Here is a 25,020-nt window from a genome sequence, read left to right as displayed (position 1 = left end):
GGTTCCGGTCCCGATGATCGGCCCGTGCCCACGCGTGGTGGGGTTAGCCTGGGCACGATGCCCGGGCACGAGTCGCGATCGCCGAAGTCTTCGGGCACGGCTCGCGCCGTGCCGGCCACGACCGCGGCGATCCCGCTCTCGGATGCCGCCCGCTGGCGCGCGTTCTGGGTGTGCGTGTCGGTCGCCGCGATCACGATCCTCGACATGACGAAGGTGAACGTGGCCCTCCCCTCGATCGGCGAAGTGCTGGACGCCGGATCGACGGAGCTGCAGCTGATCGTCTCGGGCTTCGTCCTCACCTTCGGGTTGGTCCTCGTGCCGATGGGGCGGCTCGGCGACCAGCGGTCCCGCCGCACGCTGTTCGTGGTCGGCCTGTCGCTGTACACGGTGACGAGCATCATCTGCGCGCTCGCGCCCACCGCGGAGGTGCTGCTCATCGGGCGGCTGCTGCAGGGCGTCGCCGCCGGCATCCAGATGCCCCAGGTGCTCGGCATGGCGCAGGAGCTCTTCCAGGGGAAGGAGCGTGCCCGCGCGTTCGGCCTCTTCGGCGCGACGATCGGCCTCGCCACGGCGTTCGGCCCCACGCTCGGCGGGCTGCTCATCGCTCTCGGCGGCCCCACCGACGGCTGGCGGCTGATCTTCTGGATGAACGTGCCGCTGTGCCTGCTCGCCATCGGCCTCGCCCTGTGGCTTCTGCCCGACACGCGGACGCGGTCGCAGCGTCCGGTCCAGCTCGACCCGGTGGGCGTGCTGCTGTTCGGGGCGACCATCGTGTCGCTGATGTGGCCCTTCCTCTTCACGACCGGTGCGCCCACCGACAACCCGGCGCGGTGGTGGCTGCTGGTAGCGTTCGCGCTCTTCGCCTCGGCGTTCATCGCGTGGGAGCGTCGCTACGCGGCCCGCGGCCGGAACCCCCTCGTTCCGCTGGGGCTGTTCCGCATCTCGTCGTACCGCAACGGCACGCTGCTGCAGACCGCCTACTTCGCCGCGCTGCCGGCGCTCTTCCTGCTCACCACGCTGTTCCTGCAGATCGGCCTCGGACTCGAGCCCGTGTTCGCCGGAATGGTGTCGATCGGCTTCGCGCTGGCCAGCGCCGTGACCTCGTGGATCGGCGGCAACCTCGTCAGCACCCACGGCCGCGTCGTCGTGGTGTGGGGTCTGGTCGCGGTCCTGCTCTGCGCCGGCGGCCTCGTGCTCACGGCCCTCTACAGCGTCCCCGCCTGGACCCCCTACCTGGCCGCCGCGGCGATGACCGTGGGCGGTGCGGGCGGCGGTCTCGTCATCGCGCCGAACCAGGCGCTCACCCTCGGCGACATCCCCGTCAAGCAGGGCGGTCTCGCCGGGTCCGTGGGACAGCTCGGGCAGCGCATCGGCGCCGCCGTGGGCACCGCGGTCGGACTCTCGCTGTTCTACGCCGCCATCTACCGCGAGTCGGGTACGCACGACGACGTCGTCGTCTACCACGACGCGTACGCGTTCGGGATGCTGTCGGTCGGCCTCTTCCTCGGGCTCGCGTTCCTCGTCGCCGTGGTCGATCTGACCGCTCGCCGCACGCGCGGCAGGACCCGCGCCGAGCAGGCGTTCACCGGCGCAGAGACACCGGTCCCATGACCGGCCGCCGCCGGTCGCGCACCCAGCGGGCGTGCGTGCGGCGGAACTGCTGGCGCGTGGTGAACCGGTAGCGGTACGACACCGCCCGCACCCACCTCGGCCGCTCGCCCGCGAACGGATCGTGCGCGAGCAGGCGCAGGGTCGGGGCATCCGCTTCCAGCAGTCGCACGAGGAGCGCGGTGAACCAGTCGTCGAGGGAGCGGCCGAGCGGCAGGAACCACATCAGCCAGTCGAGGCGCAGGTGATAGGGCGCGAACTGCCGTGGCACACGATGCACGTCGCCGGGCTTTCCCTTGAAGCCGTACTCGTGCCAGGTGGCGGCATCCGGATCCTCGTCCATCGTGCCCTCGACGACGATCTCGATGCGCTCCTTGGTGACCGTGCCGAAGGCGCCGTACGCGTTCGCGAGCTGCCAGCGGTTGAAGCTCGCGTTCATGAGCTGCCGGTGGGCGAAGAGGTTCTGCAGCGGCCGCCAGCTCAGGACGAGGTAGAGCACGCCCACGGCGCACGTCACGACGACCCAGTACAGCGGCATCCCGTCCACGATCCAGGGCAGGTCGTCGGTCGCGGCCCGGTGCTCTGCGCCGATCCCCGGCAGTCCGACGGCCGAGAAGGCGAGCACGATGGTCATCCAGTTCAGCCATGCGAAGTTGCCGGTCAGGACGAGCCACAGCTGCGTGGCGATCACGATGGCGGCGGCGACCGCACCGACGATCGCCGGCACGGGGCCGGGGACCACGAGCCCGACCACCGGGGCGAAGAGGAACCACGGCACGACGAGCTGTGCGAAGTGGTTGCCGAGCACCTCGCCGCGATGGAACCAGCGGGGGAGCAGGTGGGCCTGGCGGCTCAGCGGCCCGGGCATCGGCTGCGTCTCGTGGTGGTACATGAGCGCGGTCAGGTCGCGCCACTCGCGCCCGCCCCGGATCTTGATCATGCCGGCGCCGAACTCGAGCCGGAACACGAGCCACCAGAACAGCACGATCACGACGGTCGGCGGCGGCTGGTCGTTCGACCCGAGGAACGCCGCGAGGAACCCGGCCTCGAGCAGCAGCATCTCCCAGCCGAAGCCGTAGAAGGTCTGCCCGATGCTCGAGATCGACATGTAGCCGATCCACAGCGCCAGGAAGCACACCATCGGCACCCACGGGGGAGCGAGCTGCGGGATCCCGGCGACCAGCACGGCCGAGACGGCGATGCCCGCCCAGCACAGGGCGACCAGCCGGCGGTCGGTGTACGCGAGCCGGCGGAAGAGCGTGGGGTGCAGCCTCCGTCCCGCCCGCTTCGACGACCGCACCCAGTCCAGCAGCTCGGGGGCGGGAAGCAGCCCGCGCTCGCCGAGCAGCGGGCGGAACTGGTTCAGCGTCGAGATGAACGCGACGAGGAACAGCGCGGCGATGCCACGCTGCAGCACCTGGCGAGCGAACTCGAAGTCGACGGCGGCGAAACCGGTCATTCCGGCATCCCCGAGGTGGACATGTCCGCGGACATGCGCTCATCCTGTCACCGCCGTGACGGTGGCCGGGGGGGTTGACGCGCGCTCAGGAAGCGGGATCGGGGGCCGGACGCCGCTGCGGGCGTGGCGATCTACCGAGCCGCGGGCGGCGGGGACAGGATGGGGGTGCGGACGGTCCGCGGAGAGATGAGGTGGATCATGCAATCGGTGCTTCTCGAGACTCCGGCGGGCATCACGGCGCGCTTGGGATGGGACCCCAAGCTCTCGGACCACGAGCGCAAGCGCGCGCTCGCGAAGGAGATCGTCGCGTCGCGGCTCGGCCTCGAGCCCAAGGACGTGCGCGTCGACCGGGAGGCGCCCGGGAGGTTCGGATTCCACACGCAGCTCATCGCCGAGAAGGCCGGCGCGGAGCTCCCCCTCAAGATCCGCAACGTCAACTTTCGCGCGGCGACGGTGGTCGCCGTCAGCGACCCGGATGTGTCGCTCGGGCTCGATCTGCGCGACGCGCACCCCGACGACGTCGAGCTGAGCGTCATGAAGCGGCACTCCCATCTGTTCGACGAGACCGACCTCGGCAAGCTCCTCGCGCACTGGACCCGTGTGCAGGCGGTCCGCGACGCGGACGGCCGCGGGGCGCGTGTCGCCGCCGATCACGTGCGGCTGGACAGTCCTCTGGCGAACGGCTGGATCCCCGACCGCAAGGTGCGCTACAAGCTCGCCGACCTGTCCCGCGACAGCTGGATCATCACGCTCGCCTACAGGCAGCCGCCGGCCTGACCGGGGTCAGTCCTCGACGAGCTCGGGGAGGGCTGTCTTCAGCTCCGCAAGCCACGCCCGGGCGTTGCCGTCCGACGGCGCACGCCAGTCGCCGCGCGGCGAAAGCGAGCCGGCGGGTGAGACCTTCGGACCGTTGGGGATGGCGGAGCGCTTGAACTGGGCGAAGGCGAAGTAGCGCTTGAGGAACACCTGCAGCCACTTGGCGACCGTCGGCAGGTCGTAGGCGTAGCGGTCCTCCTCGGGGAATCCCGGAGGCCAGGCGCCCGCATCCTTGTCTTCCCAGGCGTGCGCCGCGATGAAGGCGATCTTCGACGGCCGGTAGCCGAAGCGGAGGATGTGGTACAGGGCGAAGTCGTGCAGCGCGTAGGGTCCGATGCGGTCCTCGGTGGACTGCATCCTGCCGTCCTGGCCCGCGGGCACCAGCTCGGGCGAGATCTCGGTGTCGAGCACCGACTGGAGGACGGCGGCCTCGCGGTCGTCGACGCCCTCGCGATGCGAGATCACCCACCGGATCACGTGCTGGATGAGCGTCTTCGGCACGCCGGCGTTGACGGCGTAGTGGCTCATGTGGTCGCCCACGCCGTACGTGGCCCAGCCGAGGGCGAGCTCCGACAGGTCGGACGTGCCGATGACCATGCCGCCGTGATGGTTCGCGAGCCGGAAGAGGTAGTCGGTGCGCAGGCCCGCCTGGACGTTCTCGAACGTGATGTCGTGCACCGGCTCGCCGTCGGCGAACGGGTGGTCGAGGCGCTCGAGCATCTCGATGGCGAGCGGCCGGATGTCGATCGTCTCGATCGACGCCCCGACCGACTCCGCGAGAGCGATCGCGTTCGACTTCGTGTGGTCGCTCGTCGCGAATCCCGGCATCGTGTAGGCGAGGATGTCGCTGCGCGGCCGGCCCATGAGGTCCATGGCCCGCGCCACCACGAGGAGGGCGTGCGTCGAGTCGAGGCCCCCGCTGACGCCGATCACCGGCTTGGGTCCGCCGATGGCGCGCATGCGCTGCACGAGTCCCGACACCTGGATGTTGAACGCCTCGTAGCAGTCCTGCGCGAGACGCGCCGGGTCGTCCGGCACGAACGGGAATCGGTCGAGGGCGCGGCGGAGCCCGACGTCGGTCGCCGGGGGCGCGAGCTCGAAGTGCACGGTGCGGAAGGCGGCATCCGCCCCCGTCGCGCGGCGGTTGTCGTCGAACGTGCCCTGGCGCAGGCGGTCCTGGCGCAGGCGGTCGAGGTCGACGTCGGCGACCGAGCGGCGAGGGCCGTCCGGGAAGCGCTCGGTCTCGGCGAGCAGGTTGCCGCCCTCGTAGATCATGGTCTGGCCGTCCCACGACACATCGTTCGTGGACTCGCCCATGCCCGCAGCGGCATACGCGTAGGCCGCGAGGCAGCGCAGCGACTGCGACTTGCAGAGGTCTTTGCGGTCCTCCGCGCGCGCGATGGTGATCGGGCTGCCGCTGAGGTTGAGCAGCACCGTCGCACCCGCGAGCGCCGCCGTCGACGACGGCGGGATGGGCACCCAGACGTCCTCGCACACCTCGGCGTGCACCACGAGCCCGGGCACATCGAGCGCCTCGAAGAGGAGGTCGGGCCCGAAGGGCGCCTCCAGTCCGCCGACGCGGATGTCCTGATCGCCCTGATCATCGCCGGGCGCGAACCAGCGCCGCTCGTAGAACTCCCGGTAGTTGGGCAGGTACGCCTTCGGAGCGACGCCCAGCAGTTCACCCCGGTGGATGACGACCGCGCAGTTGTAGAGACGGTTGCGGTGCCGCAGCGGCGCGCCGACGACGAGGACCGGGAGCAGATCGACGGATGCCTCGACCAGCCGTTCGATCGCCGCCACGACGGCATCGAGCACGGGGTCCTGGAGGAACAGGTCGTCGATCGAGTAGCCCGTGAGGCACAGCTCGGGGAAGACGGCGACCGCGACGGCGTCGGCGTCGCACTCGCGCGCCGTCGCGAGGACCGCCTCGGCGTTGGACGCGGGGTCGGCGATCGAGACCGGGATCGTGCAGGCCGCGACGCGGGCGAATCCGTGCCGGTACGCGCTCTCGAAGGGCAGGCTCATGCGACCAGTCTGTCAGGTGCCCCGCCGAGCGGGTCAGGGGTTGCATCCGCCCGGGGGACGGGGTGTCGGGGCCCGCGGCTAGGGTCGTCAGAGAAGGGCGGGGAATGCGATACATCGAGGACGAAGGCCGGATCGTCTGGAGCGCGAGCGATCTCAAAGCGGCCGCGGAGTGCGAGTTCGCCTGGCTGCGGGCGATCGACGCGCGGCTGGGTCGTGTGGCGGCGGTCGAAGAGCCCGAAGACCTCACCCTCGAGCGGGCCGGTCGGCTGGGCACCGTCCACGAGCGACGGGTGCTCGACGACTACATCGCCCGGTTCGGCGACCGCGTCGCCGTGATCCCCGAGACGAGGTCGTCGGATGCCGCGGCTCTCGCCGATGCGGTCGCCCTGACGAACGCGGCCCTCGCGTCGAACGCCGAGGTGGTGTACCAGGCGGCCTTCGCGACGGAGGACTTCGTCGGTTTCGCGGACTTCCTGGTCCGCGACCCGGGGTCGGGGTCGGCGTCGGGGACCGGCCGGCCCTGGCTGGTGCAGGACACCAAGCTCGCCCGGCGGGCGCGGGTGACCGCGCTCATGCAGCTGGCCGCGTACGTCGATCAGCTCGACCGCCTCGGGGTGCCGCGGTCCGGCCGGGTGCAGCTGCTGCTCGGCGACGGCAGCGTCAGCGAGCACGAGGTCGACGACCTCCTGCCGGTCTTCGAGCTGCGTCGCGAGCGACTGGCGGCGCTCATCGCCGACCGGCGCCTCGATCTCGGTGCGGCGGGAGAACCCATCGCCTGGGGCGACCCCCGGGGCGAGCTCGGCGTCGTGGCGTGCGGACGCTGCGCGACGTGCGACGCCGAGGTGGTGGCCTCCCGCGATCTGCTGCTGGTGGCCGGCATGCGGCCGGTGCAGCGGGAGCGCCTGCGGGCCGCCGGCATCGAGACGATCGAGCAGCTGGCACACGCCCCTGCGGGGCCGGCCGGAATGAATCCCGACGTCTTCTCCTCGCTGCGCACGCAGGCCCGCCTGCAGCTCGAGAGCCCCGCCGGCACGCCGCCGCTCGTGGCACCGAGGTCGCCGGCCGCTGTCGCCGCCGCCGCGACCGTCGCCGTCGGCGCCGGTGCGGTGGCGACGGAGCCCGACGCAGCGCGAGTCGGGATCGCGGCCCTCGTCGACGAGCCCGGCGCCGCCCCCGACTCCGCGCCACCGATCCCCGTGTTCGAGGTCGTGGCCCCGAAGGCTCTCGGCGCCCTGCCGCGGCCCGACCACGGCGACCTGTTCTTCGACTTCGAGGGCGATCCGCTCCACACCGAGCCTCCCGTCCCCGGCGAGCCCACCCAATGGGGGATCGACTACCTCTTCGGATGGGTCGATACGCGCGAGCAGTACACCGCCCTGTGGGCGCATTCCTTCGCCGAGGAGAAGCGCGCCCTCGAGACCTTCCTCGACATCGTCAACCTGCGCCGGAAGCAGCACCCGGGGATGCACATCTACCACTACGCGCCGTACGAGCCCACGCACCTCCTCGCGATGGCCGCCCGGCACGGGGTGCGCGAGGCCGATGTCGACCGGCTGCTTCGGGACGGCGTCTTCGTCGACCTGTACCCCGTGGTGCGGCGTGCCCTGCGGGTCGGGTCGCGTTCGTACTCCATCAAGAAGCTCGAGCCGCTCTATATGGGCGACGAGGTGCGCACGAGCGACGTGCAGAAGGGCGATGACTCGATCGTCCGGTACGTCGAGGCGCGAGCGCTCCAGGCCGAGGGCCATGAGGGGGAGGCGCGGCTCGTGCTCGACGACCTCGCCGACTACAACCGCTACGACTGCGTGTCGACCCGGCGCCTGCGCGACTGGCTGGTGGATCGCGCCCGTGAGGCGGCGCTGGTGCCCTCGCCCAACCCCGAGCCCGACGAGCGCGCCTATGAGCCGTCGGCACGCGCGACTGTGCTCGAGGGCCTCGCGCTCGAGCACCCGGAGGACTCCGTGCCCGCGCGCTCCCTGCGACTCGGGGCGGCCGCCATCGACTACTACCCGCGCGAGTCCAAATCGTTCTGGGCGACGCACTTCCTGCGACTGCGTGAGCCGATGTCGCTGTGGGACGAGACGCGCGACGTCGTGGCGATCGATCGCGCCCGCAGCCGGGTTCGCGAGGACTGGCACTTCCTCGAGAGCGGCAAGGGCGGCGAGCGGCGCATCGTCGAGCTGCGGGGCGATCTCGCTCCCGGCACGCGCCTCAGCGAGGGCACGAATCCGTTCGCCCTCTATGAGCTGCCCGCACCCTACCCTTTCGAGGCGTCGCCGCGGTGGATCCACTCCTACCGGTCGGTGACCGTGGTCGAGGTGCTCGACGACGGCGCCGTGATCGAGGAGACAGCGGTCGACGGCGTGACCTGGACCGAGCTGCCGCTGGCGCTCACACCGGCCGCTCCGCCCGCGGCGGGCAATCAGCAGGCCGCCATCGACGCGTGGGCCGACGGCGTCATCTCCGCGGCCCCGGATCTTCCCTACGACCCCGCGACCGACATCCTCTCCCGTCGCCCGCCTCGCACCCTCAGCGGAACGCTTCCCGCGGCGGGGGACGACCTCGTCGACGCGATCGCGCGCGCCGTGCGCGACCTGGACCGTAGCTATCTCGCCGTGCAGGGTCCTCCGGGAACCGGCAAGACGTACGTCGGCTCCCACGTGATCGCCCGGCTCGTGCGCGAGCACGGCTACAAGGTGGGCGTCGTCGCGCAGGGGCACGCCACCATCGAACAGCTGCTCGAGCGGGTCCTCACGGCCGGCGTTCCGGCGATGCAGGTCGGGAAGGCGCCGAAGGATCCGGCGGCCGACCACGGCTTCACCGTGCTGCCGAAGAACGGGGTCGCGGCGTTCACGGCCGAGCACGCGGCATCCGGTTACGTCATCGGTGGCACCGCGTGGGATTTCAGCCATGAGGGGCGTGTGCCGCGCGGCAGCCTCGACCTCCTCGTCGTCGACGAGGCCGGGCAGTTCTCGCTCGCCTCGACCATCGCGGTGTCGCTCGCCGCACCGCGCCTGCTGCTCCTCGGCGACCCGCAGCAGCTGCCCCAGGTCAGCCAGGGCACGCATCCCGCGCCAGTCGACACGTCTGCGCTCGGCTGGGTCATGGACGGCGCCGACGTCATCCCACCCGAGTACGGGTACTTCCTCGCGCATACCCGGCGCATGCGGCCCGAGGTCGCGGCGCCGGTGTCGACGCTGTCGTACCGCGGAGAGCTCGAGGCACATCCCTCCACCGCACTGCGCCGCCTCGACGGCATCCGGCCCGGTGTGGTCCCGATCGCCCTCCGGCACCACGGCAACGCCACCCAGTCGCTCGAAGAGGCTGCCGAGGTCGCGCGGCTCGTGGCGGATCTCGTGGGCCGGGAGTGGACGGATGCGTCGACCGACGACGCCGACGGGGCTTCGTTCGCGTGCCCCCCACGGCCGCTCGAGCAGCGGGATCTCATCGTGGTCACGCCGTACAACGCCCAGCAGGTGGCCGTGGAAGAGGCGCTCGCCGCCGCGGGGTTCCCCGACGTGCCCGTGGGCACGGTCGACAAGTTCCAAGGCAAGGAGGCGGCCGTCGCGATCGTGTCGCTCGCTGCGTCGAGCGGGCGCGATGCTCCGCGGGGACTCGAGTTCCTCCTGCTGCGCAACCGCCTCAACGTCGCGATCTCCCGCGCGATGCACACGGCGTTCGTCGTGTACTCGCCCGGTCTCCTCGACGATCTGCCATACACTCCCGAGGGTGTCGCCCGGCTGAGCGGCTTCGCGCGCCTGGTCAGCCGGGATTGAGCGCCGCGTAGACTCGCGCACACGTCAGTACCGGAGCACCCTCGCCACACTCACCCGTCGCCCGCCCGAACAGGAGCCCGCATGGCCGACGACGCATCGCAGCAGTTCGAGATCGACCTCCCGCCAGAGCTCATCGGGGGCGCCTACGCCGACTTCGCCAACGTCTGGCACACCCCTACGGTGTTCGTGATGGACTTCCTGACGCTCGCGCAGCCGCCGCGCGAGCAGGTCGACGCCGAGACCGGGCAGCGGCACACGATCGTTCCCGCGCGCGTCGTGAGCCGCATCCGCATCCCACCCGACCAGGTCTTCGAACTGGCGAAGGCCCTCACGCAGCAGCTCGAGTTCTGGGAGCGCGAAACGGGCCGGCGCACCCCGCAGGAGCCGCCGCTCGGCGACTGATGACCGGGGGCGGATCCCGGTTTCCATTACGGACCGGTTCCCGCGATGTCAACCCCGTTGGGAAGAAAATTTCGCCCCCGTAATCTTGCCACGCGCCCCCAAAGGCGCGTAGGCGCGGTATCCGTTCGGCGAGGGGCGGATGCCGCGCCGTTCTTCGTCCGGGGTGTTCGCCGGTATCACGGCATCCCCTTCCTCCTCTGTCACACCGAGGAGGAGGCGACATGACCACCATCGATCAGCAGACGGATGTCCCGGCCGAGCGTCGCGGGCTCGTGTTCTGGATCGTCCGTTACCTGCCGGCCGAGGTCGCGGGCACGGCCGCGATGGTGTTCGCCGGACTGCTCGCCACCGTCTGGACCGACGCTGCCCCGCTCATCGCGCTCGCCGCCCTTCTCGGCGAGGTCATCGGGTTCTACGCCGTGCTCGCCGCCACCATCTTCATCGAGCAGGTGCAGGTCGCCGCGACCCGCCGTCGCGCCGTCGCGCGCACTCTCGTCCTGCTGGTCGCCGAGTTCGGTGCCGCGGAACTGCTCGATACGTTCCTCATCCGACCTGCGGCCCTCATGCTCGGCGTCTGGCTCATCCCTGACCCGCTCTGGGGCGTGCTGGCCGGCAAGGTCGCCGCCGACGTCGTCTTCTACGCAATCGCCGCGGGCGCCTTCACGGTCACCGCGAAGACCGGTCTGCGCGACGGAAGTCGCGCTCTGCGGGTGGTGACGTCATGAACTTCGCGGCGCTGCGGCGCGAACCACGCACGACCCCGGCTCATGAGGAACACCGGCGGGCCGAGGCATCCGCCGTTCTGTCATCCGTGTCGGCTCGTGCCGCCATCGCCCTGCACGGCACGCCGCTGCTGCTGCTCGACCCCGAGCGGGTGCGCCGGCGCTATCGGCAGCTGCGCGCCGCGCTGCCGTTCGTCGGCTTCCACTACGCGGTCAAGGCGCTCGCGCACGACGCCGTGCTCGATGCGCTGGGCCAAGCGGGGTGCGGCTTCGACGTCGCGACCGGCGAAGAGCTGGCGCTGCTGACGCGCCGTGGCGTCGACCCGTCCCGGGTCATCCACACGCACCCGATCAAGAAGCCGGCCGAGATCGCGGACGCGCTGGCCGCCGGCGTGCGGACCTTCGTCGTCGACAACGACACCGAGATCGACAAGTTCCGCGGCGCACCGGCGGACACGCGACTCCTCGTGCGGCTCGCCTACCGGAGTCCGCACGCCAAGAGCGATCTCAGCACGAAGTTCGGGGTCGGGCCGTTCGAAGCGGCGCACCTGGTCGAACGGGCGCTCGCGGCGGGCGTGACGGTCGCCGGATTCAGCTACCACGTCGGCAGTCAGCTCGATGATCCGGCGCGGTTCGCCGCGGCGGCGGCCGACACGCTGGCGCTCATGGACCTCCTCGAGCGGCGTCTCAACATCCAGTTCGACACCCTCGACATCGGTGGCGGATTCCCCGCCTCCTACGACGAGGCGACGGCGTCGATCGACGATGTCGCTGCGGCGCTGCGTCCCGTGCTGGAACCCCACGCGCGGCGGCTCGACATCATCGCCGAGCCGGGCCGGGTGATGGTGGCCGACGCGATGACGCTCGTCACGAGCGTCGTGGGTCTCGCCGAACGCGACGACGGCCGCTGGTATTACCTCGACGACGGGCTGTACGGCTCGTACTCCAACGTGCTCACCGAGGATGTGCACCCGCTCGTGTTCGCCGAGCGCGACCTCGTCGGCACAGAGCCGGCCGGCCACCGCTGGGCGACACTGGCGGGACCGACGTGCGACTCGTCCGACGTCATCGCCCGCGAGGTGCTGCTCCCCGAGCTGCGCGTGGGCGACCTGCTGATCAGTCCCACCATGGGGGCGTACACGACGGTGACGGCGACGCGTTTCAACGGCCGCCCGTTCACACCCGTCGCGGTCGTGGGTCGCGCTCCGGTCACCGGTGACATGCCGCTGCCGTCGGAGGTGCGGCGCGTACCCGTGGGGTGACCTGGACTGCTCAGACCGTGCCGTACAGGCGGTCGCCCGCGTCGCCCAGGCCGGGGACGATGTAGCCCTTGTCGTTGAGACGCTCGTCGAGAGCGCCGAGCACGAGGGTGACGTCACGGCCGTCGACCTGCTTCTCGATCGCCGAGACACCCTCTGGAGCGCCCAACAGGCAGATCGCGGTCACGTCCTGTGCACCGCGACGGAACAGGAACTCGATCGCGGCGCCCAGCGATCCGCCGGTCGCGAGCATGGGGTCGAGCACGAAGCACTGGCGGTCGCTGAGATCGTCCGGCAGCCGCTCGGCGTACGTCGACGGAACGAGCGTCTCCTCGTTGCGGACCATGCCGAGGAAGCCCACTTCGGCCGTCGGGATCAGCTTGACCATGCCCTCGAGCATGCCGAGCCCGGCGCGCAGGATGGGCACCACGAGCGGGCGGGGATCGCCGATGCGCACACCGGTGGTGGTCGTGACGGGCGTCTGGATCTCGACCTCTTCGACGCGCACCTTGCGGGTGGCCTCGTACGCGAGGAGCGTCACGAGCTCCTCGGTGAGCTGGCGGAACACGGGCGAGGAGGTGCGCTCGTCACGCAGCACCGTGAGCTTGTGGGTGATGAGGGGATGGTCGGCGACGTGCAGGCGCATAGAGACAGGTTAGTGCCGGTGCCCCGCCCGGCCCCATCCGAAAGCCTGGCGGACTCCGCGATAGCCTCGTGCTGTGCGTCCCGCCCCCGCAGACATCGCCGCGATGGATCGCGCGCTCGCGCTCGCCGCGGCGGCGGGGGAGGCGGGCGACGTTCCCGTCGGGGCGGTGGTGACGGATGCCGCGGGCTCGATGATCGGCGAGGGCCGCAACCTGCGCGAACTCCAGCATGATCCCACCGCGCACGCCGAGGTCGTGGCGCTGCGGGCAGCCGCCGCGACAGTCGGCTCCTGGAATCTGGCGGGGTGCACGCTCGTGGTCACTCTGGAGCCGTGCCTCATGTGCGCGGGAGCGGTGCTCCAGTCGCGCGTCTCGCGGCTCGTGTTCGGTGCGTGGGACGAGAAGGCGGGTGCGGCTGGCTCGGTCTACGACGTCGTGCGCGATCGGCGTCTGCCCTATCGGGCCGAGGTCGTCGGCGGTGTGCGCGAGGTCGAGGCATCCGCTCTTCTGCGCGCCTTCTTCGACGCGCGCCGCTGATCCGGCCCGATCAGTACGGCGGGTCTGTGCCGGGCGGCCGGACGGTGAATGTCGGAACCTTGCGCTCCGGACGAACGACATACCGGCGCCCGGTGGGGGAGGTCCATGCCACGGTGCCTCCGGACCCCTCGATCTGGCGCACACGCCAATCGGTGTTGTCCTTGACGAGGTGGTGGTTCTTGCAGAACGGCAGGGTGTTGTCGAGGGAGGTTTCGCCGCCGTCGGTCCAGCGGATCTGGTGGTCGATCTCGCATCGGGATGCCGGTATCGCGCAGCCCGGGGCCATGCATCGGTCGGCGCGCCATCTGACCAGCCGCTGCAACGCCGCGGGCGGGGTGTACGTGTCGCGTCCGACCGAGAGGACGATGCCGGTCTCGGGGTGGGTGAGCACCCGCATCCATCGGCTGTCGCCGCCGCACAGTGCGCGAGCCTTCGACAGCGGGATGGGGCCGATGCCTTCGACCACCGGCGGGTCGCCGGCGTCGGCGTCCTGGTCGTCCAGGAGGGCGAGGGCCGGCACGGTCACCACCACTTGAGCGCGGATGCCGGACGCGGCCGCCGGAAGGTGGTCGGTGGCGCCGTCGATGAGGAGGTCGGTGGCGATGTCGGCGCGTAACTGGTCGAGGGTGCGGGTCTCACCCTCGGCGCGGGTGATCGTGTTGGCCAGCTGCGTGAGCCGGCCGTGGATCGCGTGGATCTCGACGTCAGCGCCGAACAACCAGAGACCGGACATGCCGTCGCGTCCCCGTTCGACCGCGATGCGCCGGTCGGTGAGGGCGCGGCGGTGACGGTCTTCCAGGGTGGCCGCCTGGGCGGTGTCGATCAGGGTGCGCAGTGCCCGGCGGAACGTGCCCACCGGCTCCGATTCGGCCAGCGGCATCGCGCGCTGCAGGAGGGCGTCCCGGAGCTCGACCGGTGCCTCATCGAGCAGGTCGGCGATGATCTCGGCGTGCTTGTCGGTGATCCGCCCCGCGCCCAGCGCGTCCAACGCGGGACGGTACCGCCGCACCAGCGCTTCGGCTCGCGTGATCAGCCGGCCGGCGGCGTACTCGGTGATGCGCATCGCCGCCGCCAGCTCCAGCCGGATCGAACGTTCGACGATGTCGCGGACCCCGTCACCGCGGCCGGTCGCCTCCTCCAGCAGCTCGCGCCGCATCCCGTCGATACGCGCCAGTTGCTGCGCCGCGAACACCGACATCATCGTCGCGGTCTCCACCACCAGATCCACCGCGTCCGGCACCGGCGGCACGAACTCGTCCCCTCCGACCGGGCGTGCGTCGTCCTCGCTCTCGACGGGCGGGGGCGTTCTCGACATGACACCCATGATAGAACAAACATTCGAAAGTCGCAAGCAGATTTCTCGTCGAAGACCGCATCCGGGGGCCCTGCCCCCCCCCCCGCATCCGGGGGCCTGCCCCGCCCCATCGGGGGGCCAGCACCCTGCTGGGCGTTCCGCTCGCGGGCCTAGCGTGACGGCCATGACCCGCCTCATCGAAACTTCGGGGACCGCTCCCGCCGTCGCAGGGCGGGGTGGCGCCCGCTCTCGCATCGGGTGGACCTTCGTGCAGCTCACGGCCCTGGCGATCGTCGCGTACTCGGCATCGCCCTACTTCACCGCATCGCTGAGCGACCTCGCGGGTCAGGACGTCGGGCTCGCGTCGACCTACGCCGCCGCGCCCCCGTTCGTGCAGGCTGCCCTGTACGTCCACATCGTCGGCGGCGCGGTGGCACTGGCAACCGGTCCGCTGCAGTTCTGGCGCGGCCTGCGCAGCCGTGCGCCGCGCGTGCATCGCTGGATCGGCCGCGTCTACCTGATCGCGGTGGCGGTCGGCGCGCTCGGCGGCCTCACCATCGCCCCGTCGAGCTCCGCCGGCTACGTCGGCTTGTTCGGATTCGGGGCGCTCGCCGCGCTGTGGCTCGTCACCGGCTGGCGCGCCTACAGCGCCATCCGTCGTCGCGACGTGCCGAGCCACCAGGCCTGGATGATCCGCAACTACGCGCTGACCTACTCGGGCGTCACTCTGCGCATCTGGCTGCCGCTGCTGCTCATGGCGCCGCTGGTGTTCGGTCAGCCGTGGGAGTTCGATTCCGCCTTCGCGAACGCGTACGCCGCGGTGCCGTTCCTGTGCTGGCTCCCGAACCTCGTGTTCGCCGAATGGCTCATCCGCCGGCGCGGCCTGCCCTCGTACCGGCTTCCGGCCTGAGGCGTCAGCGCGGCAGGTGCGGCAGCACCTCGCCGAGGTACTCGACGTGCGAGACGTCCTGCAGGTCCATGAGCTGGAAGTACACGCGCTGCGCGCCGAGGGCGACGAGACGCTCGACCTTCGCGACGATCTCGTCGTGCCCGCCCACGATGTTCACGTCGCCGCGCAGCTCGGCGACGGTGCGGTCGATGTTGGCGGCACGCCGGTCGAGGTCGGCCGGGGATGCCCCGGCCAGCGTCGGCAGCGCGACGGACAGCTTGAGCGACCCCGGGTCGCGCCCGATGCGCCGGCAGGCCTCCCGCACCCCCGCGAACTTCCCCGCGGACTCCTGTTCGGAGCGGAACCCGATGTTGAACTCCGTCGCGAAGCGCGCTGCGAGCTCCGGCGTGCGCTTCGGGCCGCCCCCGCCGACGATCACGGGCAGACGTGGCTGCACCGGCTTCGGCAGGGCCGGGGCATCCGTCAGCCGATAGTGATCGCCCGAGAAGCTGTAGGTCTTGCCGACCGGCGTGGACCACAGGCCGGTGATGAGTTCCAGCTGCTCTTCGAGGAGGTCGAACCGCTTCGCGGGGAACGGGATGCCGTACGCCTCGTGCTCGCGCCCGAACCAGCCGGTCCCGAGCCCGAGTTCGACGCGGCCGCCCGACATCGCATCCACCTGGGCGACCTGGATCGCCAGGAGCCCCGGAACCCGGTAGGTGACCGACGACACGAGCGTGCCGAGACGGATGCGCGACGTCTCGCGGGCGAGGCCCGCCAGGGTCGTCCAGGCGTCGGTGGGGCCAGGCAGCCCGTCGCCGTCGCCCATGTGCAGGTAGTGGTCCGACCGGAAGAAGCCGTCGAAGCCGAGGCGTTCCGTTGCCCGCGCGAACGCGAGCTGGTCGTCGTAGCTCGCGCCCTGCTGGGGCTCGGTGAAGATGCAGTACTCGATCGGCATCGTGGTCCTCGCGCGGTCGTCGGGATCGTCAGTCGGTCGACTTGATGACGAACTGCGAGGTGGGCGGCGCGACGTCGTCGCCCGGCCGGTAGATGTCGGGTTCGAGGTAGATGACCCGCGCCGCCGGGACCGCGGCGCGGACGCGCTCCTCGACCCGGTTGATGTCGCCGGCGATCTGGGCGAGCGGGGCATCGGCGGCGAAGCCGAGCTTGGCTGCGACGAGCAGCTCGTCGGGGCCGAGGTAGAGCGTCTTGATGTGGATGAGCTTCTCGACCTCGGGGCCGTCGCCGATGGCGTCGACGATGCGCCGGTAGTCGGCATCCGTCGCTCCCTCGCCGACGAGCAGGCTCTTGGTCTCGATGCCGAGCACGATCGCGATCACGATCAGGAGGGTGCCGATCATGAGCGTTCCGAGGGCGTCGTAGAGCGGGTCGCCCGTGATCACGGTGAGGCCGACGCCGAGGAGCGCGAAGACCAGGCCGATCAGCGCGCCGACGTCTTCGAGCAGCACCACCGGAAGCTCCGGCGCCTTCGCGTGCCGCACGAACGACACCCACGACTGGCCTTTCGTGCGCACGTGGTTGCTCTCGCCGACGGCGGTGCGCAGCGAGATCGACTCGAGGACGATCGCGACGACCAGCACCACGATGGGCAGCCACCACCACCGCTGGTCCAGCTCGTGCGGGTGGATGAGCTTCTCGACGCCCTCGTAGATCGCGAAAAGGCCGCCGACCGAGAACAGGATGATCGAGACGACGAACGCGTACACGTAGCGTTCACGACCGTATCCGAACGGATGCTCGCGATCGGCCTCCTTCTTGGCCTTGCGCCCGCCGAGCATCAGGAGCAGCTGATTGCCCGAATCGGCGACCGAGTGGATCGCCTCCGCCAGCATCGACGCCGAGCCGGAAAGGAACCACGCGATGAACTTCGCGAGGGCGATGCCCATGTTCGCCAGGAACGCCGCGAGGATGGCCTTGCCGCCGCCGGAAGCACTCATGGCGATGAGTCTACGGATCACGCAGGCGGGTTCCGCACCCCTTGCGTCGACGTCGCGCCGGTGTCAGTCCGACGAGCGCAGGATGATCGCCTCGGTCGAAGGAGTCGGGTCGTGCGGGTGGCCCACATAGCCGATGACCTCGAGCAGCGCGTGGCGGAACTCGGCGGGCCGCTCCAGGTGCGGCGTGTGGCCGGTGTCGTCGAGCTCGATCTCGGTCACCTCGCCCCCCGCGTCGGAGTAGCGCGCCAGGACGTCGCGCATCTGCGACACCATCTCCTGCGCAGGCGCGACGTCTTCGCCCGGCCACCCAGGGACGATCCCGAGCTTGCCGAGGTTGTTCAGGTCGTACAGGGATGCGTCCGACACGATCGGGTCGAGGGTCCCGTGGATCCACAGGATGGGGAACTTCTCGGGCAGGTCGACGATGCCCGACACGTCGTAGTTGCCCGGGGCGAGCGTGTTCAGCACCCCCACCGTGCCGGCGGCGAAGCCGGGCCAGTTATCGCTCGCGACGGAGTCGCCCGGGTAGTTGCCGGTCGCGGTGGACGTGGTGAGCATCGACTCCACCCAGACGTCCTCGTGAGAGGTCTGATAGCCCGAGGCGACGTAGTGGGCACGGAAGACGTTGCGCGGCGAGTTGGGCGCATCCGTCGACGTGTCATGGTCGATCAGTCGCTGCACGAAGTCGGGATTGCCGGCGCCACCGCCGGTGCCGGCGTCGTCGTCGGTGAGGCGCGTGCCGTCGCGGCGCGTGCCGCCGAACCCGTAGGGCGAGACCGGGGCCTCGAGCGTGAGGCTCAGCACCGGGTGGTCGAGCGCGTATTGCATGACGACGCCGGCGCCGAGCGACCAGCCGACCAGATGGGCCGTCGGGATGCCGAGTGCCTCGAGCGTCGCGTGAACGTCGTCGCTGAAGTCGCGCACGCCTCGCCTCGCATCGATGGGCGCGTGCTCGGTGCCGCCGTAGCCGCGCAGGTCGATGGCGAGCACCCGGAGGTCGGTCGGCAGATCCTGCATGATCTCCTGCCAGAACAGGGAAGAGGACGCGTTGCCGTGGATCAGCACCACGGTGCGGTCCGGCGGTGTGGCGGGGTCGTCGCCCGCCCGCTCCAGCACGTTGACGGTCAGGTCGGGCGTCTCGACGCTGCGCGCGATGATGCCGTCGAAGAGGGTCATTTCGGGTGCCTCCCACGTCCAGCGGTGGCCCCTGCGCCCCCGCATACTCACGACAATAGACCGCCCTCGTGCTGGAGTGAATCGCCTTTCATATCCGGGATGCGGCGGGTCGAAGCATCCGTCTCATTCCCTGTGTCAGCGGGCTGCGGCTGGCCGGTGTAGAACGCGTAGGTGTTGTCGGCCGCCCGCGCGGCGACGGCCGCATCCGCGCCGTCGGCGGCGTGTGCGGCGCCCCACGCGTCGGCTGCGCCGCGGTAGAACGCACGGCCCTCGTCGGTGAACGCCCACGCCTCGGCCTCACCCGGAGCGGGGCCGTCACCGCTGGTGAGGTGCAGGGCGAGTCCGAGAAGACCGCCGTCCCAGCCGACGCCCGTGGCGCCGGGGCCGTAGACATCCCAGAACTCCGACGGCACATCGTCGGTACGGGCGATGTGCTCGAGCTCGAACCGGGTGGAGTCGGCCCCTTCTGCGGTGAGTCGCACGGTGAGCCACGTCACGCCGCCGCCGTACTCCCACGTGGCCTTGTAGTGCGCAGCGCCGTTCGCAGGGGGAGCGCACTCCTGGATCTCGCCCCCCGCGTTGCCTTCGATCTGATACCGGCCGCCCAGCACGAGGTCTCCCGAGATCGGCTGGAACCACCGTGCGATGCGGTCCGCGCCGGTGACGGCATCCCACACGTCGTCGATGGGGGAGGGGTACGTCTGGGCGAGCGTCTGCACGCGCGCCGGGAACCCATCGACCTCTTCGCTCGCGATCTCGCGGGTCACTGCGGCCAGCTGGCCCTGAACGTCGACCATGTCATTCCTCCTGGGGTTCGGTCGTGTCGGATTCTTCGGTGCGGGGGTGCACCTCCTGGTCGGAGGCGAGGCGCCGTGCGCGACGCCCGCGCGCGAGTTCGGTGCCGAGTGCGTCGAGATGCGGCTGCCAGAACCGCCGGAACGGATCGAACCACGCAGCGGCGTTCTCCAGCGGCTCCGGGGCCACCGCGTAGAGGCGCCGGGCCCCGTCGGGGCGCACCGTCGCGAAGCCGGCCTCGCGGAGCACCCGCAGATGCTGCGACACGGCGGGCTGCGAGATGCCGAACTCGCGCTGCACGTCGTCGCCGATCTCGCCGGCGCTGCGCTCGCCCTCGGCGAGCAGCTCGAGGATGCGCCGCCGGACCGGGTCGCCGAGGATGTCGAGCGCGTGCATGACGCCATTATTGCGTTCCACCTTATATAAGGCAAGACGCAATTGAACAAGGGACCGCCGATTCCCGGACCGGGGGCGGCTCGTAGGATCGACCCATGGCTGCAGACACCCCCGCCCTTCCTCCCATCGCGATTCTCGGCGCCGGTTCGATGGGCGGCGCCATCGCGCGCGGACTCTCCCGCTCGGGCCTGGCGACCGCCGGCGTGACGACCACCAACCGGTCGATCGCCAAGGCGGCCGAGCTCGACGGACTGAGCGATGTCACGAGCGTCGCGCTCGAGACGAACCCGGCGGGGAACACGGATGCCGCGGCCGCCGCCCGCGTCGTGCTCGTGGGTGTGAAGCCGGCCATGGTGCCGGATCTCCTGCGCGAGATCGCGACGGTGCTGCAGCCCGGCACGATCGTCGTGAGTCTTGCGGCAGGGGTCACCGTCGGCACGTTCGAGGACATCCTCGGTGGCGAGGTCGCGGTGCTCCGTTCGATGCCGAACACCCCGGCCCTGGTCGGCCGGGGCGTGACAGGACTCGCCGCCGGTTCGCGGGCCGACGAGGCGGCGGTCGACACCGCCCGACGGCTCTTCGAGACCGTCGGCACGGTCGTCGAGGTGCCCGAGTCGCAGATCGATGCGCTCTCCACGATCTCTGGTTCGGGCCCCGCGTACTTCTTCCTGCTGGTGGAGGAGTTCACGAAGGCGGCGATCGCGAAGGGCTTCGCAGAGGAAGACGCCCGGCTCATGGCGGAGCAGACCTTCATCGGAGCTGCGGCGCTGCTCGAGGCATCCGGTGACGACCCCGCGGAGCTCCGCCGGCGCGTGACGAGCCCGAAGGGCACCACGGAACGCGCGATCGCCGTGCTCCAGGAGGCCCGGCTCGACGACGTGTTCGGCGACGCGACCGACGCCGCCCTCGCGCGTGCGAAGGAGCTCGCGGCCGGCGCGTAGCGACGCCCGCGAGCGATCGGTTGTCGAGTAGCGAGCGCTAGCGAGCGTATCGAGACACGCGGCCGGCGCGTAGCGCGGGGACCCGGGTCAGTCGCCGGGTTCCGTCATGTACCACTCGGTGAATGCCCGCGCTCGGTCGTCTTCGGCGAAGTCGATCACCCACAGGTTGCGGTAGGCGCGGCCCTTCGCCCCGGCGCCCTCCGGTGCGTAGACCGTACGCGCCTGGATGAAGGCGCGATCGCCGTCGACCCCGGCGACGTCCCATTCGAAGGTGTAGGTGCCCGGCTCGTCGCGAGCCTTCAGCCATCCGTCGACGATCGCGTCGACACCGGTCCACGGCGGGCCCCAGGGCTCGGTGGAGTAGACGGCGTCGTCGGTGAAGAGCGCGCGGATGTCTGCGGGGTCGTTGGTCCGCCAGGCCTTCTCGTAGGCGGCCACCCAGCGCCGAGCCGGTGCGTATGTGCTGTCACGGTCACTCATGACCGCGAGTATGCCGCGGGGCGGCGACATCCGTCAGGTCAGCGCTCCAGCGACGCGAACCGCTCGATGTCGGAGTTGGTGCCCGAAACGATGATGAGGTCGTGGTTCGTCACCACCGTGTTGGCCTCGGCGTATCGGAAGGGCTTGCCGGGGCTCTTCACGCCCACCACCGTGACGTTGTACTTCGTGCGGACGCCCGACTCGTTCAGGCCCACCCCGCGGATGAACTTGGGCGGGTAGAGCTTCGCCAGCGCGAAGTCGTCGTCGAAGCGGATGAAGTCGAGCATGCGGCCGCTGACGAGGTGCGCGACGCGCTCGCCGGCCTCGCGTTCGGGATAGATCACGTGGTTCGCGCCCACGCGGGCGAGGATCTTGCCGTGCGACTGCGAGACGGCCTTTGCCCAGATCTGCGGCACCTTCAGGTCGACGAGATTCGCCGTGATCAGGACGGACGCCTCGATCGACGAGCCGACCGCGACGACGGCGACGGAGAAGTCCTGGGCGCCGATCTGCTTCAGGGCGTCGATGTTGCGGGCATCGGCCTGCACCGCGTGCGTGACGCGCTCCGACCACTTCTGCACGAGGTCCAGGTTGTCGTCGATGGCCAGCACCTCGCGGTCGAGCCGGTCCAGCTCACCCGCACAGGCCGCGCCGAAGCGCCCGAGTCCGATCACGAGAACGGGCGCATCGCCCCTCATCCGCTCAACCAACGATCGGCCTTTCCACGGGCAGCGAGTACAGCTGCGAACGGGATGACGCGGCCACCGCCGCGGCGAGAGTCACTGTACCAACGCGCCCCATGACGATCGTGACGGCGAGGACGTAGACGGCAGGGTCGGGAAGGGTCTCGGTGAGCCCGGTCGAGAGCCCCACCGTCGCGAAGCCCGAGATGACGTCGAACAGCACGTCGCCGAGGTCGGCCTTGGTGATCTGCGTGATGATGATCGTCGAGATCGCGACGATCGTCGACCCCCACGCGACGACCGAGAGCGCGACGCGCAGCACGTCGCTGGGGATGCGGCGCCCGAACACCTGGTTCGATGCGCGTCCCTTCGCCTCCGAGACCACGGCCAGGGCGATGACGGCGAGGGTGGTCACCTTGATGCCGCCCGCTGTGGAGGCGGAGCCGCCGCCGACGAACATGAGCATGCAGGCCACGAGCAGGCTCGACTGGTTGAGCTCGCCGATGTCGAGGATCGCGAACCCGCCCGACCTGGTCATCGCCGACAGGAAGAAGGCCTGGAACGTCGTGTCCCAGGCGTCCTCCCTTCCCAGCGTCAGAAGGTTGTCGTACTCGAGCACGAGGAACACGACGCCGCCGAGGATGAACAGCGCCACCGTGGTGATGATGGTGAGCTTCGCGTGGAGCGACCACCGTGCCACCCGCCACCGCTGGCGGAGCACGGTGTAGATGACGGGGAAGCCGATCGACCCGAGGAACACGCCGGCCATCAGCACCGTCAGGAAGAAGTAGTCGTGCCGGAACGGCTCCAGCCCCTCGGGGTTCGGCGTGAAGCCCGTGTTCGTGAACGACATCGCGGCGTAGAACGGCGCCTCCCACAGCGCCGCGTACCAGGGGACGCCGGCGATCAGCAGGCCCGGGAAGAGGAGGATCGCGATGAGGCCCTCGATGACGAGGGTCGACAGCGCCACGGTTGCCAGCAGACTGCCGATCTGGCCGAGCTGCACCGTCTGGCCCTCGTTCACCGGCCCCGCGTGCGTGCGCAGCGGGTTGGAGTCGCTGGCGGCGATCAGCTTGGCGCGCAGGCCCAGGCGGCGCGAGATCACGAGGCCCAGGATGGACGCGAGGGTCAGCACGCCGAGGGCGCCGATCTGCACGCCCACGAAGACGAGCACGTGCCCGAACGCCGACCAGTGCGTCGCCATGTCGACGGTAGCCAGTCCCGTCACGCAGATGGTCGACACCGCGGTGAAGAAGGCGTCCGCGAAGGGCGTGACCTGGCCGTCCGCCGCTGCCACCGGAAGTGAGAAGAGGCCGGTGAACAGCAGGATCAGCGACAGGAAGATGAGGATGGCGAAGCGGGCGGGGGAGCGCTGCGTCAGTTCGCGGAAGAACTCCATGAACCCGTGGCCGATGGCGCGCAGGCGGGCGGAGGCCGGGACGGTAGCGGCGCGCCTGCCATCCGTCATACGCGGTTCCTCCTGGTGCGAAAGCCATTCGTGCGGGCGGCCCGGCGGTCGTGGCTCATGGTACTCCGCGGGGCTCCCGACTAATCTGAGCACATGGCGGACATCTTCGACGTGATCGCAGACGGAACGCGTCGCGACATCCTGCGACTGCTGCTCGATCGATCGTCCACCGGAGAGCGCGGCACGAGCGTGTCGCACATCGTCACCGAACTCGGAGCCAGTCAGCCGACCGTCTCGAAGCACCTCAAGGTGCTGCGCGAGGCGCACCTGGTCTCGGTGCGCGAGGAGGGCCAGCACCGCTATTACAGCCTCTCCCCGGCACCGCTCGACGAGGTCGACGACTGGCTCGTGCCGTTCCTGGACGAGAACGACGTCGCCGTCGACCCGGCGGGGGTGGCGCTGCCCGACTCCGCAGCACACGCGGCCGAGGTCGTCGGCCGGGCAGCGGCATCCGCCAAGCACGCCCTAGAGAACGCCCTGAAGCGCCTTCCCGGACGCTGACGCACCGGCACCACCAGTCACACGGGTTTACAGCCGCCCCGTGTTTACACAGGCGTTGCGGGCGCTCTAGAGTGGCTGCAGTAGTGCTGGGGAAGGAATCGACATGGCCGAACTGCCCGATGTGCGCTTCCTCACGGTCGCAGAAGTCGCCGAGCTGATGCGCGTGTCGAAGATGACGGTGTACCGGCTGGTGCATTCGGGCGAGCTGCCCGCCGTGCGCTTCGGGCGCAGCTACCGCGTGCCCGAGTCGGCGGTCACCGAGGCCCTGCAACGGCCGATCGCCGACGTCGGCTAGACTGTTCCGAGGCATTTTTCCTTTTGCCCCGTTCCCGGGCGCGGTGACCGCGTCCAGACCCCGATCTAGTGAGGTTTTCCGTGGGTTCTGTCATCAAGAAGCGCCGCAAGCGCATGGCGAAGAAGAAGCACCGCAAGCTGCTTCGCAAGACTCGTCACCAGCGCCGCAACAAGAAGTAAGCGGCTTCCGCACCTAGCGCCTGTCTCCGGACGGGCGCTTCGTGTCTTGCCGCACGCGGCAGAGCCGCGACCCGGAAAGGGCCCCATGAAGACCATCACCGTTCAGCAGCTGCGAGAGCGCGTCCAGACACCGCTCATCGATGTGCGCGAGGTCGACGAGTTCGCCGCGGGGCACGTGCCCGGCGCGATCAACATCCCGATGTCGGCGATCGGCGGCCGGCTCGACGAACTGCCCGACGGCCCGTTCGACGTCATCTGCGCGATCGGCGGCCGCTCCGGCCGGGTGGTCGAGGCGCTCGAGGCCCGCGGCTACGACGCCACCAACGTCGACGGCGGCACCAACGAGTGGATCGCCTCCGGCTACCCGGTCGAGGCGTAGGCCGGCACCGGCGTGACCACCGTCACCCTCATCGGGAAGCCCGACTGCCACCTGTGCGACGTGGCGCGGGAGGTCGTGGAGACCGTCGTCGCCGACCTCCCCGAGGACGCGGTCGCGGTCGAGGAGCTCTCGATCGCCGACGACCCCTCCCTCTACGCGAAGTGGTGGGAGAAGATCCCCGTGGTGCTCATCGACGGCGAGCTGCACGGCCACTGGCGCGTATCGCCGGACCGCCTGCGCGCGGCGCTCGGCGGCTGAGCCGCAGCATCCGTTCTCCGGAACAGGAGATCTGGCGAACACAGGACGATCCTGAACGAATCGTCCTGTGCTGGCCA

Annotated in this window: 26 protein-coding genes; 14 read left to right on the top strand and 12 right to left on the bottom strand. The window is 70.5% G+C overall.

Annotated elements, in window-relative coordinates:
- Positions 1-57: 57 nt before the first annotated feature.
- Positions 58-1,611: an MFS transporter gene (locus ACN9MP_RS15140; RefSeq protein WP_426321504.1), complete on the top strand. Its 1,554-nt coding sequence runs from the start codon at positions 58-60 to the stop codon at positions 1,609-1,611.
- Here ACN9MP_RS15140 and ACN9MP_RS15135 read toward each other — a convergent pair.
- Entirely contained in the window at positions 1,583-3,067 is a 1,485-nt protein-coding gene (locus tag ACN9MP_RS15135) for a lipase maturation factor family protein (RefSeq protein WP_426321502.1), read from the bottom strand. The genes ACN9MP_RS15140 and ACN9MP_RS15135 overlap by 29 nt on opposite strands.
- A gap of 198 nt (positions 3,068-3,265) precedes the next feature.
- Between ACN9MP_RS15135 and ACN9MP_RS15130 the strand changes: the two genes are divergently transcribed.
- Positions 3,266-3,844 carry a hypothetical protein gene (locus ACN9MP_RS15130; protein ID WP_426321501.1) on the top strand — a complete coding sequence of 193 codons (579 nt, stop codon included), beginning with the start codon at positions 3,266-3,268 and terminating at the stop codon, positions 3,842-3,844.
- Positions 3,845-3,850: 6 nt separating this feature from the next.
- On the opposite strand, the gene ACN9MP_RS15125 is transcribed toward ACN9MP_RS15130, so the two are convergent.
- On the bottom strand, positions 3,851-5,911 hold the full coding sequence (locus ACN9MP_RS15125) for an NAD(+) synthase (RefSeq protein ID WP_426321499.1): 2,061 nt from the start codon (positions 5,909-5,911) through the stop codon (positions 3,851-3,853).
- 104 nt (positions 5,912-6,015) lie between these two features.
- Between ACN9MP_RS15125 and ACN9MP_RS15120 the strand changes: the two genes are divergently transcribed.
- The 4 genes from ACN9MP_RS15120 to ACN9MP_RS15105 all read left to right on the top strand — a co-directional run bounded on the left by ACN9MP_RS15120 (position 6,016) and on the right by ACN9MP_RS15105 (position 12,073).
- Positions 6,016-9,687: a TM0106 family RecB-like putative nuclease gene (locus ACN9MP_RS15120; protein ID WP_426321497.1), complete on the top strand. Its 3,672-nt coding sequence runs from the start codon at positions 6,016-6,018 to the stop codon at positions 9,685-9,687.
- An 81-nt stretch (positions 9,688-9,768) separates the two neighbouring features.
- A complete protein-coding gene (locus tag ACN9MP_RS15115; protein WP_426321495.1) occupies positions 9,769-10,089 on the top strand; it encodes a DUF3467 domain-containing protein in 321 nt (106 codons plus the stop codon).
- Between the two features lie 221 nt (positions 10,090-10,310).
- Positions 10,311-10,814: a hypothetical protein gene (locus tag ACN9MP_RS15110; protein ID WP_426321493.1), complete on the top strand. Its 504-nt coding sequence runs from the start codon at positions 10,311-10,313 to the stop codon at positions 10,812-10,814.
- Entirely contained in the window at positions 10,811-12,073 is a 1,263-nt protein-coding gene (locus ACN9MP_RS15105; RefSeq protein WP_426321491.1) for a type III PLP-dependent enzyme, read from the top strand. Before ACN9MP_RS15110 ends, ACN9MP_RS15105 begins: the two co-directional genes overlap by 4 nt.
- Before the next feature lie 10 nt (positions 12,074-12,083).
- Here ACN9MP_RS15105 and upp read toward each other — a convergent pair whose 3' ends face one another.
- Positions 12,084-12,716 carry a uracil phosphoribosyltransferase gene (gene upp, locus ACN9MP_RS15100; RefSeq protein WP_426321489.1) on the bottom strand — a complete coding sequence of 211 codons (633 nt, stop codon included), beginning with the start codon at positions 12,714-12,716 and terminating at the stop codon, positions 12,084-12,086.
- A gap of 103 nt (positions 12,717-12,819) precedes the next feature.
- On the opposite strand from upp, the gene ACN9MP_RS15095 reads away from it, so the two are divergent.
- Complete coding sequence (locus ACN9MP_RS15095; RefSeq protein ID WP_426326067.1) at positions 12,820-13,251, top strand: nucleoside deaminase; 432 nt, start codon at positions 12,820-12,822, stop codon at positions 13,249-13,251.
- Between the two features lie 10 nt (positions 13,252-13,261).
- Here ACN9MP_RS15095 and ACN9MP_RS15090 read toward each other — a convergent pair whose 3' ends face one another.
- The gene (locus ACN9MP_RS15090; RefSeq protein ID WP_426321487.1) at positions 13,262-14,566 is read right to left on the bottom strand and encodes a DUF222 domain-containing protein; all 1,305 of its coding nucleotides are present in this window, start codon (positions 14,564-14,566) and stop codon (positions 13,262-13,264) included.
- A gap of 163 nt (positions 14,567-14,729) precedes the next feature.
- Between ACN9MP_RS15090 and ACN9MP_RS15085 the strand changes: the two genes are divergently transcribed.
- Positions 14,730-15,455, top strand: a complete 726-nt coding sequence (locus ACN9MP_RS15085; RefSeq protein WP_426321485.1) for a DUF2306 domain-containing protein — start codon at positions 14,730-14,732, stop codon at positions 15,453-15,455.
- Between the two features lie 4 nt (positions 15,456-15,459).
- On the opposite strand, the gene ACN9MP_RS15080 is transcribed toward ACN9MP_RS15085, so the two are convergent.
- The 5 genes from ACN9MP_RS15080 to ACN9MP_RS15060 all read right to left on the bottom strand — a co-directional run bounded on the left by ACN9MP_RS15080 (position 15,460) and on the right by ACN9MP_RS15060 (position 19,759).
- Positions 15,460-16,386, bottom strand: coding sequence for an LLM class F420-dependent oxidoreductase (locus tag ACN9MP_RS15080; RefSeq protein ID WP_426326065.1), 927 nt, complete (start codon positions 16,384-16,386; stop codon positions 15,460-15,462).
- 34 nt (positions 16,387-16,420) lie between these two features.
- Positions 16,421-17,392: a cation diffusion facilitator family transporter gene (locus ACN9MP_RS15075; RefSeq protein ID WP_426321483.1), complete on the bottom strand. Its 972-nt coding sequence runs from the start codon at positions 17,390-17,392 to the stop codon at positions 16,421-16,423.
- Positions 17,393-17,455: 63 nt separating this feature from the next.
- A complete protein-coding gene (locus tag ACN9MP_RS15070) occupies positions 17,456-18,568 on the bottom strand; it encodes an alpha/beta hydrolase (protein ID WP_426321481.1) in 1,113 nt (370 codons plus the stop codon).
- A 47-nt stretch (positions 18,569-18,615) separates the two neighbouring features.
- The gene (locus tag ACN9MP_RS15065) at positions 18,616-19,365 is read right to left on the bottom strand and encodes an SRPBCC domain-containing protein (RefSeq protein WP_426321479.1); all 750 of its coding nucleotides are present in this window, start codon (positions 19,363-19,365) and stop codon (positions 18,616-18,618) included.
- 1 nt (position 19,366) lies between these two features.
- Positions 19,367-19,759 carry an ArsR/SmtB family transcription factor gene (locus ACN9MP_RS15060; RefSeq protein ID WP_426321477.1) on the bottom strand — a complete coding sequence of 131 codons (393 nt, stop codon included), beginning with the start codon at positions 19,757-19,759 and terminating at the stop codon, positions 19,367-19,369.
- Between the two features lie 95 nt (positions 19,760-19,854).
- Between ACN9MP_RS15060 and proC the strand changes: the two genes are divergently transcribed.
- Positions 19,855-20,700: a pyrroline-5-carboxylate reductase gene (gene proC / locus ACN9MP_RS15055; protein WP_426321475.1), complete on the top strand. Its 846-nt coding sequence runs from the start codon at positions 19,855-19,857 to the stop codon at positions 20,698-20,700.
- Between the two features lie 87 nt (positions 20,701-20,787).
- Here the strand turns inward: proC and ACN9MP_RS15050 are convergent, their stop codons facing one another.
- The 3 genes from ACN9MP_RS15050 to ACN9MP_RS15040 are packed head-to-tail and all read right to left on the bottom strand — an operon-like array spanning position 20,788 to position 23,262.
- Positions 20,788-21,180, bottom strand: coding sequence for a YybH family protein (locus tag ACN9MP_RS15050; protein WP_426321473.1), 393 nt, complete (start codon positions 21,178-21,180; stop codon positions 20,788-20,790).
- Between the two features lie 38 nt (positions 21,181-21,218).
- Positions 21,219-21,878, bottom strand: coding sequence for a potassium channel family protein (locus ACN9MP_RS15045; RefSeq protein ID WP_426321471.1), 660 nt, complete (start codon positions 21,876-21,878; stop codon positions 21,219-21,221).
- A 4-nt stretch (positions 21,879-21,882) separates the two neighbouring features.
- The gene (locus ACN9MP_RS15040; RefSeq protein ID WP_426326063.1) at positions 21,883-23,262 is read right to left on the bottom strand and encodes a TrkH family potassium uptake protein; all 1,380 of its coding nucleotides are present in this window, start codon (positions 23,260-23,262) and stop codon (positions 21,883-21,885) included.
- Between the two features lie 162 nt (positions 23,263-23,424).
- Between ACN9MP_RS15040 and ACN9MP_RS15035 the strand changes: the two genes are divergently transcribed.
- The 5 genes from ACN9MP_RS15035 to ACN9MP_RS15015 all read left to right on the top strand — a co-directional run bounded on the left by ACN9MP_RS15035 (position 23,425) and on the right by ACN9MP_RS15015 (position 24,943).
- A complete protein-coding gene (locus ACN9MP_RS15035; RefSeq protein ID WP_426321469.1) occupies positions 23,425-23,832 on the top strand; it encodes an ArsR/SmtB family transcription factor in 408 nt (135 codons plus the stop codon).
- A gap of 103 nt (positions 23,833-23,935) precedes the next feature.
- Positions 23,936-24,127, top strand: a complete 192-nt coding sequence (locus ACN9MP_RS15030) for a helix-turn-helix domain-containing protein (protein WP_019182077.1) — start codon at positions 23,936-23,938, stop codon at positions 24,125-24,127.
- Between the two features lie 80 nt (positions 24,128-24,207).
- Positions 24,208-24,306, top strand: a complete 99-nt coding sequence (locus ACN9MP_RS15025; protein WP_003792170.1) for a 30S ribosomal protein bS22 — start codon at positions 24,208-24,210, stop codon at positions 24,304-24,306.
- A gap of 85 nt (positions 24,307-24,391) precedes the next feature.
- Complete coding sequence (locus tag ACN9MP_RS15020; RefSeq protein ID WP_426321465.1) at positions 24,392-24,685, top strand: rhodanese-like domain-containing protein; 294 nt, start codon at positions 24,392-24,394, stop codon at positions 24,683-24,685.
- Positions 24,686-24,697: 12 nt separating this feature from the next.
- Complete coding sequence (locus ACN9MP_RS15015) at positions 24,698-24,943, top strand: glutaredoxin family protein (protein WP_426321463.1); 246 nt, start codon at positions 24,698-24,700, stop codon at positions 24,941-24,943.
- Positions 24,944-25,020: the final 77 nt, after the last annotated feature.

It is taken from the genome of Microbacterium sp. E-13 (assembly GCF_049912955.1).
Taxonomy (GTDB): Bacteria; Actinomycetota; Actinomycetes; order Actinomycetales; family Microbacteriaceae; genus Microbacterium.
Note: the sequence above shows the minus strand (reverse complement) of the source record. Positions and strands in the feature narration are given on the sequence as shown.

Bases quoted from the DNA above. Each gene is read 5' to 3' on its own strand.
- ACN9MP_RS15075 (WP_426321483.1), bottom strand. From the start codon at position 17,392: ATGAGTGCTTCCGGCGGCGGCAAGGCCATCCTCGCGGCGTTCCTGGCG.
- proC (WP_426321475.1), top strand. From the start codon at position 19,855: ATGGCTGCAGACACCCCCGCCCTTCCTCCCATCGCGATTCTCGGCGCC.
- ACN9MP_RS15090 (WP_426321487.1), bottom strand. From the start codon at position 14,566: ATGTCGAGAACGCCCCCGCCCGTCGAGAGCGAGGACGACGCACGCCCG.
- ACN9MP_RS15125 (WP_426321499.1), bottom strand. From the start codon at position 5,911: ATGAGCCTGCCCTTCGAGAGCGCGTACCGGCACGGATTCGCCCGCGTC.
- ACN9MP_RS15140 (WP_426321504.1), top strand. From the start codon at position 58: ATGCCCGGGCACGAGTCGCGATCGCCGAAGTCTTCGGGCACGGCTCGC.
- ACN9MP_RS15105 (WP_426321491.1), top strand. From the start codon at position 10,811: ATGAACTTCGCGGCGCTGCGGCGCGAACCACGCACGACCCCGGCTCAT.
- ACN9MP_RS15120 (WP_426321497.1), top strand. From the start codon at position 6,016: ATGCGATACATCGAGGACGAAGGCCGGATCGTCTGGAGCGCGAGCGAT.
- ACN9MP_RS15030 (WP_019182077.1), top strand. From the start codon at position 23,936: ATGGCCGAACTGCCCGATGTGCGCTTCCTCACGGTCGCAGAAGTCGCC.
- ACN9MP_RS15095 (WP_426326067.1), top strand. From the start codon at position 12,820: ATGGATCGCGCGCTCGCGCTCGCCGCGGCGGCGGGGGAGGCGGGCGAC.
- ACN9MP_RS15070 (WP_426321481.1), bottom strand. From the start codon at position 18,568: ATGACCCTCTTCGACGGCATCATCGCGCGCAGCGTCGAGACGCCCGAC.
- ACN9MP_RS15130 (WP_426321501.1), top strand. From the start codon at position 3,266: ATGCAATCGGTGCTTCTCGAGACTCCGGCGGGCATCACGGCGCGCTTG.
- ACN9MP_RS15035 (WP_426321469.1), top strand. From the start codon at position 23,425: ATGGCGGACATCTTCGACGTGATCGCAGACGGAACGCGTCGCGACATC.
- upp (WP_426321489.1), bottom strand. From the start codon at position 12,716: ATGCGCCTGCACGTCGCCGACCATCCCCTCATCACCCACAAGCTCACG.
- ACN9MP_RS15110 (WP_426321493.1), top strand. From the start codon at position 10,311: ATGACCACCATCGATCAGCAGACGGATGTCCCGGCCGAGCGTCGCGGG.
- ACN9MP_RS15045 (WP_426321471.1), bottom strand. From the start codon at position 21,878: ATGAGGGGCGATGCGCCCGTTCTCGTGATCGGACTCGGGCGCTTCGGC.
- ACN9MP_RS15020 (WP_426321465.1), top strand. From the start codon at position 24,392: ATGAAGACCATCACCGTTCAGCAGCTGCGAGAGCGCGTCCAGACACCG.
- ACN9MP_RS15085 (WP_426321485.1), top strand. From the start codon at position 14,730: ATGACCCGCCTCATCGAAACTTCGGGGACCGCTCCCGCCGTCGCAGGG.
- ACN9MP_RS15060 (WP_426321477.1), bottom strand. From the start codon at position 19,759: ATGCACGCGCTCGACATCCTCGGCGACCCGGTCCGGCGGCGCATCCTC.
- ACN9MP_RS15135 (WP_426321502.1), bottom strand. From the start codon at position 3,067: ATGACCGGTTTCGCCGCCGTCGACTTCGAGTTCGCTCGCCAGGTGCTG.
- ACN9MP_RS15040 (WP_426326063.1), bottom strand. From the start codon at position 23,262: ATGGAGTTCTTCCGCGAACTGACGCAGCGCTCCCCCGCCCGCTTCGCC.
- ACN9MP_RS15065 (WP_426321479.1), bottom strand. From the start codon at position 19,365: ATGGTCGACGTTCAGGGCCAGCTGGCCGCAGTGACCCGCGAGATCGCG.
- ACN9MP_RS15050 (WP_426321473.1), bottom strand. From the start codon at position 21,180: ATGAGTGACCGTGACAGCACATACGCACCGGCTCGGCGCTGGGTGGCC.
- ACN9MP_RS15115 (WP_426321495.1), top strand. From the start codon at position 9,769: ATGGCCGACGACGCATCGCAGCAGTTCGAGATCGACCTCCCGCCAGAG.